At 34.7% G+C, this 10,580-nt stretch carries 7 protein-coding genes; all 7 read left to right on the top strand.

The features are described from left to right. Position 1: 1 nt before the first annotated feature. The 7 genes from ACODSB_RS21250 (at position 2) to ACODSB_RS21280 (ending at position 10,270) form a co-directional block, all read left to right on the top strand. Positions 2 to 580, top strand: a complete 579-nt coding sequence (locus tag ACODSB_RS21250; RefSeq protein WP_180860407.1) for a hypothetical protein — start codon at positions 2 to 4, stop codon at positions 578 to 580. Continuing rightward, positions 577 to 1,404 (top strand): DUF6734 family protein, encoded by an 828-nt coding sequence (locus ACODSB_RS21255; RefSeq protein WP_488938493.1) that lies wholly within the window; start codon positions 577 to 579, stop codon positions 1,402 to 1,404. Before ACODSB_RS21250 ends, ACODSB_RS21255 begins: the two co-directional genes overlap by 4 nt. A gap of 19 nt (positions 1,405 to 1,423) precedes the next feature. After that, entirely contained in the window at positions 1,424 to 2,284 is an 861-nt protein-coding gene (locus tag ACODSB_RS21260; RefSeq protein ID WP_488938494.1) for a DUF6734 family protein, read from the top strand. A gap of 40 nt (positions 2,285 to 2,324) precedes the next feature. Continuing rightward, entirely contained in the window at positions 2,325 to 3,857 is a 1,533-nt protein-coding gene (locus ACODSB_RS21265; protein ID WP_488938495.1) for an eCIS core domain-containing protein, read from the top strand. A 9-nt stretch (positions 3,858 to 3,866) separates the two neighbouring features. Beyond that, positions 3,867 to 8,120 (top strand): eCIS core domain-containing protein, encoded by a 4,254-nt coding sequence (locus tag ACODSB_RS21270; protein WP_488938496.1) that lies wholly within the window; start codon positions 3,867 to 3,869, stop codon positions 8,118 to 8,120. A gap of 11 nt (positions 8,121 to 8,131) precedes the next feature. Further along, on the top strand, positions 8,132 to 8,839 hold the full coding sequence (locus tag ACODSB_RS21275) for a hypothetical protein (protein ID WP_488938497.1): 708 nt from the start codon (positions 8,132 to 8,134) through the stop codon (positions 8,837 to 8,839). 126 nt (positions 8,840 to 8,965) lie between these two features. Next, positions 8,966 to 10,270, top strand: a complete 1,305-nt coding sequence (locus ACODSB_RS21280) for an ATP-binding protein (protein WP_488938498.1) — start codon at positions 8,966 to 8,968, stop codon at positions 10,268 to 10,270. Positions 10,271 to 10,580: the final 310 nt, after the last annotated feature.

Genomic DNA, 10,580 nt, shown 5'->3' on the forward strand with positions numbered 1-10,580 from the left:
TATGAATATTGAGAATGCCTCTTTTTTAGAATACGATAAAAAAAATATTTTTATTGAACAGCAAAAAGCGTTAGGATTTGTATTCGATAATCTTGATTTGTCGAAAATCGCCTTTTGCGGAGGAATCGCAGATTATTTGAACCTTCGTCAGTACTATCAAATGCGCGTAAATGATTTGGATATAATGTATGAAAACGAAGAAGATTTAAACCCAATTAAGCATAAAGTTGACATAAAGAGATACACCTCTAAATTTTACAGAACCAAAAACGGAGAAACATTGGTTTATAAATTCAAAATCTATGGCAAGGAAATAAATGTAGATAATTTCCCCAATGATTTTTCGAGATTAAGCCTTACCCAATCACCTCTTTTGGGCAAAATGGTATGGCACTCCTCATTTAATGAAATGAAAAAATTTCATAACAATGAGATACATCTAAAAACCTCGAAAATAGCAGGAATAAATTACGAATGGAGACGATTATATAAACACAGCCGAAAAGCTTCTTTGTACAACAATGTAACTTTTCTGGAAGAGAAAAACTTAATTCATACTATTAAAAAAAATATTTTATGAAGGAAGAGCCTAGAATAATTTACAGCTTAGATGCATTTCCTGTTAGTAATAATCGATGGAATCAAGGGAATAAATTTAAAGAAACGATTTATTCGACTGCATTAAGTATACTATACAGCCATTTATGGTATCAGGATATCGAACTTTATGCTGATGACACTGCGTATAAGTTTCTTTATATGCTTCCTTGCAGAGTTACTAAAATTAGCAGTAATAAAGACAAAGTTATTTGGATGAAATCGAAAATTGATGTGATGGAAAAACAAACCAAACCTTTTGTGCATCTTGACAATGATGTCTTTATAAAGAAAAAAATAAATTTTGATTTTGATAAGGTAATTGTTGAACAAAACGATTACGAATTATACGGTATGTACCAATACCGTGTAGATTTTTTTAATAAATATACTCAACATTTAGACCATTGGAAACCAGATTTAGGATATGCATTTAACTGTGGTGTATTAGGTTTTAGAGATTTGGAACTTCGGGACCAGTTTTTAAAAGTTTTTTATGATTTAGAAGAAGTTTTTATAAAAAATCATAATCCAAAAATAGCAAAAATAGAACCCTGCATTGTTTTAGAACAATATAATCTTGCGTCATTATTAGCTCATCATAATATTAAACCAACATTATTGCTGTGGAAAAAAACATTGTTCGAAAATTTTCAGCTGGCAGATAAAATGGGTTACTCACACATTGTAGGCCAAAAAAAATATAGAAGTGACATTGTTCAGGAAATAGAAAACAGGCTTTTTAAACTGTTTCCGTATTGGTACAAAGAAGTAAAGAATGCATTAGAGAAAGAAGGTATCTTTTAAAAACTATAAATAGCTGTATATGAAACAAACACACAAGATCATTTATAGCCTTGATGTACTTCCCATTATGAATAACAGGTGGGATATGGGAGACAAACTAAAGGAAACGATCTACATGACTGCTCTAAGTATATTATACAGCCATATGTGGTATGATGAAATTGAACTTTATGTAGATGAAATAGGCTTTAAGTTCCTGTATATGCTTCCTTGTGCTGTTACTAAAGTGAATAATGACAACAAAATAGAACTTTGGATGAAATCTAAAATTAATGCCATGGAACAGCAGACAAAACCATTTGTTCACGTAGATACTGACATATTTATAAAGAAAAAAATAGATTTTAGTTTTGATGATGTAATAGTAGAACGCAAAGAAGATACTTATGAAATCCATTATAAGAAGCAGGTAGAATTTTTTAATAAATACACCAATAACTTACCTTATTGGCATCCCAATTTAGGCTATTCCTATAATTGCGGAATTTTTGGTTTTAACGATCTCAAACTCCGTGATGAATTTATAAAAAGCTATTATGATTTAGAGAAAATATATTTTGAAAATCAAAACAACTTTTCTGTATTGAAAGAAGAAGGTTATGAAACCTGTATTTTAACAGAACAATATACGCTTGCATCGCTATTGAATTATAAAAACAATAATCCTGCAATACTATTAAAAGGAGAAAACATAACAGAGCAAGGAAGATATGCCGATACTATTGGGTATTCTCATTTTTTTGGAATGAAAAAATATGAAAAATATGTTGTTGATGAAATTGAACTTCGGCTCTCTAAAATATTTCCGTATTGGTATATGCAAATCAAAAGCGCATTAGAGAAAGAAGATGTTATCGCGAATAATCCGCAGTTTGTTTAGTCAAACAAATTATTAACCAAAAATGGTAAAATAATATATCATGAGAGAATTTGAACACAAAAAAATAGCTAACCCCTCACCTTCTCCTTTTTTTGGACCAAAAATTCAAAAAAAACTAACCACAGGCACTGTAGGAGACAAATACGAAACAGAAGCAGATAATGTTGCTGATAAAGTAGTGAACAAACGTAAAACGGGAGGACTCTTGCAATCAAGAAGTGAAGAAGCTATTCAGCAAAAACCTATTTCAGAAACCATTTCAACAGTTCAAAAACAAGATCTGGCACAAGAAAAGCCTTTGCAAAAAAAGGGCAAGGAAAAAGAAGAAGACAAAAAAGTTCAAAAGAAATCCGATAAGGAAGAAGATAAAAAAGTACAGAAAAAAGGAGAAAAAGAAGAAGACAAAAAAGTCCAAAAGAAATCCGATAAGGAAGAAGATAAAAAAGTACAGAAAAAGGGAGAAAAAGAGGAAGACAAGAAAGTACAAAAAAAATGTGCCGAATGCGAGGGCGAAGACAAAAACGTTCAGAAAAAAGATAAAAAAGAAGAAGAAAAACCGGTTCAAAAGAAAGAGCAAAATTCAGAAACTGAAATTCAGAACAATGCTTTAGAAAGAAAGCTCGACAGCTCAAAAGGAAGCGGAACCGGATTAGACAAAAAAACCAAAAAAGAAATGGAATCTGGTTTTGGCTCTGATTTCAGTAATGTAAAAATCCATACCGATGCCAGTGCTGTTCAAATGAGTCAGGAATTAGGCGCGCAGGCTTTTACCAATGGTAATCATGTTTACTTTAATGAAGGGAAATACAATCCAAGTTCTCAAGAAGGAAAACATTTATTAGCGCATGAACTAACCCATACGGTGCAGCAAACCGGAGCCAAACAAAAATCAGGAACAATACAAAAATCATCTATTGAAAATCATCCTGAAGATTTACAAGCAGAGAGACCCCAAAATCCACAGTTTAAAGGCAACCCTCCGCTTGAAAAAGCCAATGATAATCAAATGCTGATCTCTACTGGTCAAAAAGGGAATTATGTTGCAGAATTGCAAAAGGGGTTATTGGAAGCAGGTCAAAGTTTACCAAAATTTGGAGCAGACGGAGATTTTGGAAGCGAAACACGAAATGCGGTAATAGGCTTTCAAACAGATAACAATTTGAATAAAATTGACGGTCTTGTTGGCCCGGAAACTATAGGAGCGTTAGACAATGTACTGGTGGCAGAAAAAGGAGGTAAAAAAGAACCTCCGCCATGCAGCAGGAAAGATTTCGTTGCTATTCTTGGAGGTACGTTCACTAATCAAATATCAGGTACTTTTTTTGCCGAAGAAGGATGTGAGAATCGTTTAAAAATCATCGCACAAGATTTACATGATAATTCAGAAACAGGCGGTTGCAATGCGTTTGAAGTTAATGTAGATGGAAAATTGCGAGATACAATTAATCCAACAACAAAAAAGAAAACAACTTTCGTTTCATTACCCGGTTTAAAAAAAGGAAAACATACAATCTCTTTGACAATTCCTCCATTTTGTAACGCACTAATAAAAGCATCTGTATCAATTAAATAAAATTTATTCATGCCAGTTTTAACCAAAAAAACAAATACGAATCCTTCGCACTCTGCGTCACATCATGACAAAGGGAAGGAATCTTTTTTTGGGGTACAGGCAAAATTGAATATAGGAAAATCTAACGATAAATTTGAAGCAGAAGCCGATAGAGTCGCAGACAAAGTAGTTGCCAATAAACAAACAGCAAAAACAGACACTTTCTTTTCGCCATCGCCGGTAATGCAAAAGAAATTAGCGGTTGATGTTCAAAAGCAAGAAGAACAAAACAAAGAAATTCAGCAAAAAACGGCAGCCGAAACCATAACACCTGTTGGAGAATTAAATGGTGAATCAATCCAAAACAAACTTGATTCCAGAATACCAGAAAAACGAGAAATCAATCCGGCTTTTTCTTCAAAAACTTTAATTCAACATAAACTCGAAGATAAAATCCAGAAAAAAGAGGAGACAATTCAGAATAAGACAGAAGTCAAAAAAACAGAAACTACCTCAAAAACAAAAACGCTTTCACTCAAACCTTTAATCCAAAATAAAGGGGAAGAAGAAAATGTACAGCAGAAAAAAGAAGAAGAAAAACAAGCCAAAGACGATGAAAAACAAATACAAAAAAGTCCTGCTGGCGATGCCAATCCTGGCGATAACTCAAATTTAGAATGGAATTTAAACAGCAGTAAAGGCGGAGGTTCTCCACTATCCGGAAAAGTAAAAACCGAAATGGAATCCGGCATTGGAGCCGATTTCAGCAATGTCCGTATACACAATGACTCTAACGCTGTTCAAATGAATAAGCAATTAGGTGCTCAGGCTTTTGCAACCGGAAATAATATTTATTTTAACGAAGGAAAATACAATCCAAATTCGAAAGAGGGCAAGCATTTACTCGCCCACGAATTAACACATACTGTACAGCAGGGAGCTGCCATTAGAAAAAAACCAGAACCTACTATCTCCCCTACTCCCGAAATGGTTCAGGGTTCGTTCCTGGATTTAGTTCCAGACTGGATCATCGATGGGGCGCGACACGTTCCGGGTTACACTCTTTTTACCGTTATTATTGGTTATGATCCCTTGCGACAAGTTGATGTAGAACGAACTCCAATTAACCTGGTTGAAGGCTTAATGGGTCTTGTTCCTTTTGGAACAGCCATATTCGACAAGCTTCAGGAATATGGAATACTACAGCAGGTTTTTGACTGGGTAGAAGGAAAATTAAGCGAACTCGGATTAACAATCGACAGTATTTTAGATTTAGTTGAAGAAGTTTGGGACGAAATATCATTCCCTTATACTGGTATAATTGATTTGGTTACTGAAAAATTTAATGAAGTAGTTAACAGAATAACTTCTTTTGTAAGTGCAACTGTAGATCAGGTTATTACCTGGATAAAAGAAGCTTTAATTGGTGTAGCAGAACCTATACTGGCAGAAAACAAAGCCTGGTCATTAATCAAAAAAATAATCAAATACGATCCGTTACGCGATGAAGCAGTCAACGCCACAACGGTCGAAATATTAGAAGATTTCTTATTACTTATAGACAAGCAAACAGAGCTTGAGCAAATGCGTGAAAAAGGCACGCTGCAAAAAACTGCTGACTGGCTTGACACTCAGGTTGGAACTTTCAATTCGCTATTAGGCGAGCTTCGCGGACTCATAACTGCAGCCTGGGATGCTATTCAGCCTGCAAATTTGGTCAATATTGCTGATAATCTTTCAGCACTTGCAGCCCAAGCTGGAGGATTTCTGCAACGAGTTTGGGATTTTGCTTCAGGCGTTGCACTAAAAGTATTAGAACTTGTTAAGGAGTCATTATTAGGATGGCTGTCTTCTCAAGCTGCAACTGTAAGAGGTTATTCGCTTATTAAAGTAATTATAGGAAGAGATCCTTTTACACAAGAAGCTGTACCTCGCACAGTTCCAAATCTAATACGAGGTTTTATGAGCCTTATGGATGGCGGAGAAGAACAATATGCACAAATGGTTGAATCTGGTGCAATAGCCAGAATTGTAGGCGAAATTGAAGCCGCAGTAGCGACACTCAACATGACGCCGCAATCTATAATTCAATTGTTTACCGACATTTGGGATTCTATGAGTATCGATGACCTCATCCATCCGATAGATGCTTTCTTGAGAATCATTGACAAATTTGGAGAACCTATAGGCCGATTAATTGCGTTTGTAGCAGAAATTGTCCGAATCGTTATTATAGCCATTCTTGAGATTATGAATTTCCCATTCGACCTCATCGGAAATATCATTACAAGAGCATTAGAAGCTATTGATGACATTAAGAAAGATCCAATTGGTTTCTTAAAAAATATACTGCGAGCACTTAAACAAGGATTTATACAATTCTTTGACAATATTGTAACCCATTTAATAAATGGTGTAACAGGCTGGTTAATGAGCGAGTTAAAAGATGCTAATATTCCGGTACTTACTGATTTCTCTTTGCAAGGTGTTATTACCTGGGTAATGGAAGTGTTGAATATCTCGATGGAAAAAATCTGGGAAAAACTCGCCGCACATCCTCGTATTGGGCCTGCAAGAGTTGCCAGAATCCGCAGCATGATTAATACACTCGAAGGTATTTGGACATTCATTAAAGATGTTCAGGAACGAGGTATGGCTGCTATTTGGGATAAAATACAAGAACAGCTTAGTAACTTGTGGAATACCGTTCTCGATGCCGTGAAAAACTTTGTCATGGAACGCATTGTGAACAGAATTACAGCCAGACTTTTAAGCATGTTAGACCCAACCGGAATTATGGCGGTGATAAACGGTGCAATGGCGTTCTTTAATGCGATACAAAGTTTTATAAAATACTTGCGTGAAATGCTCGAAGTTGTCAATTCATTTGTCAACGGTGTAGCTGATTTAGCCCGAGGCAATGTCACCACAGCCGCAGATTACCTCGAAAGAACTATGGGACAAGCTATGCCGGTTATGATAGGATTCCTGGCTAATCAGGTTGGTTTAACTGGAATTGGGGCAAGAATTGGCGAAATGATTATTTCTGTACAACAAATGGTTGATGAAGCACTTACGTGGCTGGTGAATAAAGCTGTTGATACGGGAATGGCCTTATTAGACAGAGTGATGGGAAGAAGTGAGCCAGAAGCTGCAGCAGCAACACCATCGGGACCAGTTGCAGGAGCTTTAGCAGAAATTGATACAGAATCGGAAAAAGAAAAAGACGAAGGACAAATAACTCTTGAAGAAGCTCAGGCTATCAAAAATAAAGTGAATACTGACCAGGCGTCTGTTATAAATATTTCTTCTGTAACTGATGGCGGGGAAACTTGGGATTATAATTATGTTCAAAGAGCAGTTAAAAAAACTTCTAAAAGAGGTGCAGCTGCAGGCATACGATTACGAGCTGAACAAGCCGGATTAACAGGCGTTACTTTAAACTATATCGAAACTGCTCATAGAGCATTTGGAAATGTTCTCTTTTCAAGAGCTCAATTGGAAGGCACCATAAATATTGGTTCGAGTACAACACGAGCGCATCTAAGTTCATGGAAAGAAAAAGGATTGGTAATTTCTTTTTCAACATCAACGAGTGATACTGAAGGGCAATATACTTTTGATCTTTCTCATACCGAAGACAGGGTAGCTTCGAGAAGAAGCGGTGAAACCGATTTTGATGCCTTAATTGCAAAATATCGTATCATGTATACTAACGTTCTTAAATCCAGAAGAAATTTACAATGGGATCCAACTTGGGCAGACACCGAAAAACAAAGCAAAATTGACACCTACAGAGAAAACTTCAGAGATTTAATTGTTGATAAATATGCAGACAGTCTTGAAGACTTAGATAATGATGTAATAAAATCAACCGATATTCCTGCTGAATTGAATGCTGTAAGAGGGGTAATTTTCGAATTATGGCTTGTGCGCAATCGTGTCATGACAAGAACTCCAAGACCAATGTTTTTTAAGAACTACTACAAGTCAAAAAAACTCACACAAGACAGAGATGCTGACGGATACGACGGTTCTAATCTGGTAGAGGCAAAAGCAATTAGCGTAGACCGTGGTCCAAGTGGTGAAGAGCAGACGCAGATGGAAGATTACAAAAAAATAATAACTGCACCAAAAATACCTTGGGTAAAGGAACCAGACGATAAAAGAACTTTTGATAAAGTACAGTATAATTTTACACGAGAGTCTGTCAAAGATTTATGGGTACCTCACTTGAGAAGGGTTATTGGTGGATCAAAATGGGAAACAAATGTTCAATCATAAAAATCAGTCAAATGGAAATTATCCTGCGTTTAGAAGATTTTAAACTAAAAAAACCGAAAAAAAACTGGATTGAAAAAAGTAGTTTCATTTCAACAATTATCAAGCACATTGAAACATCTGTTTGGGGTAAAAAATTAAACTTTTTTTATCGATTCAAGGATGATGAGGTAAGACCTTTTAAGTCCTTTGATGAAATTATCAGCTCTGTCCTTGAGAACAAATACGACACTTATGTTCTACAAAATTCAACGTCTGGAACTCCTTCATGTGGTTTATATCTTAATGTAAATGATTCTGGTTTCAGTTTAATTATTTTCGAAAATATAAGTCAGGACAAACTCGATAAATCTGTTATAGAACCCATGATAAATTTGACCCTTGATCTATACTGTGAATTTCATACAGATTTCTTAATAGGATATAGATTAGGAATCGAATTATATGAGTTAAAAGGATTCACCCCAAATGATGCTATCATAAATGATTATTGGGAGACCTATAAAATAGTCGATTTTTTAAGTCTTGATTATCATATAAATTCCGAAGTAGGAAAACCAGATGATTTTAAAAAATTCTCAGAGGGAAAATTTGAACCAAATGTAAAAAAAACAAAAAAAGATGATTTACTGATCATTAACTGGAATAAAAATATTGATGATAAAGTTAATCAATCAATGATCTACCGTGATGAATGGATTCATAAAAACTTGAAATCTTGACATCATTGGTTGTAGTTCTGGTTTAATTTATTTGCTATGCAAAATGAAAACAAAACCCTGTCATAAACAGAATCAGAAATTTTAAACAATCAAATAGATTTTTTTCAATCGAATTATTAATATAAAATGGAAAATGTATTCACATACCTAAAAAACCAATTCGTATTTCAGCTTGATACTCTTTTTCAGGCCGAAAACCCAATGGAAAAACCTGTTTTGAATCAAGTTGATTCGAATGGGTTTATAAACGAATTCATCATTGAAAATAACCTGACAGAAATCGATACTCTTTTGTTGGGACTAGCTCTTGCGCCGCACTTGAAACCCGATTTTTTAAGTTCGATTATTGCCGAATATTTACCAAATGGCGGTGAATTACCGGAATTTGGCGGAATAAAAACAAAAAACCATCGCGGCATTTTACCAACTGGCGAAACGGCTCAGTTTTTAATTGCGGGAAATGATCTCGATAAACGAATTTCATTTTATGACTATCTGCACAATCAGTCTTTTCTTTATCAGAAAAGAATCATCAAAATAGAAGCTGTTCCAAATGGTGAACCTAAACTGAGCGGTTTATTGATTTTAGAAGATGAATACATCGAGAAATTCATTACCGGAAAAATTCTAAAACCACAGCTTAGCAGTATTTTCCCTGCCCAATTAATCGAAACCCAATTAGACTGGGATGATTTGGTTTTGAATACTTCTACTTTAAATCAAATTAAAGAAATAGAAACATGGCTTAAATTCAATGATATTTTACTTCATGAATGGAATATGAAATCTAAAATAAAACCCGGTTTTAGAGTGATGTTTTACGGTGCGCCGGGAACAGGAAAAACGCTTACGGCTTCACTTTTAGGAAAATATACCCAAAGAGATGTTTATAGAATTGATTTATCAATGGTAATTTCGAAATACATTGGTGAAACCGAAAAAAATCTTTCTTCTCTTTTTGACAAAGCGGCAGATAAAGACTGGATTTTGTTTTTTGATGAAGCCGATGCCGTTTTCGGAAAAAGAACCAATGTGAGAGACGCACATGATAAATATGCTAATCAGGAAGTTTCGTATTTGCTTCAACGTATCGAAAATCATCCGGGATTGGTTATTCTGGCTTCTAATTTTAAAGCAAATATTGATACCGCTTTTACCCGAAGATTTCAATCTATAATTGAGTTTGAAGTGCCTTCTTACGGCGAACGTTTAAAACTGTGGCAAAATAATCTGCCAAAAGGAATTAAGATTGCCGAAGATGTAAATCTTAGCGAACTTTCAAAAAAATACGATATTACGGGCGCCAATATTGTAAATATCATTCAGTATGCCTGTTTGAGAACTTTAGAAGATCAAAATAAAAGCATCAACCTGAATCATTTGCTTCAGGGAATTAAAAAGGAATATGCTAAAGAAGGGAAAATGATGTAACTTAGTTAGTTGATAATAGTATATTCTTTTGTGATAACCACTTTACCGTTTACTATTTTTTCATATTTATCTTTATAATATCCAACTGAATCGTTTTGACTAAGATCTAATCTGGTTATAATTTCAGAATATTTTATTGTACCGTTTTTATTAAAATAATGCTTTTTTCTGATTTCATTATCTATAGTAAATGAACTTGTCGAAAGTTTTCTATTAACCTTATCTACTTCGTCTATTGTATTGTCTGACAGCTCTTTGGATATGCAAACAAAAACTGGAGAAAAAGTTAAGCTACATTTTTATAATTAGT

Source organism: Flavobacterium sp. FG68 (genome assembly GCF_057808895.1).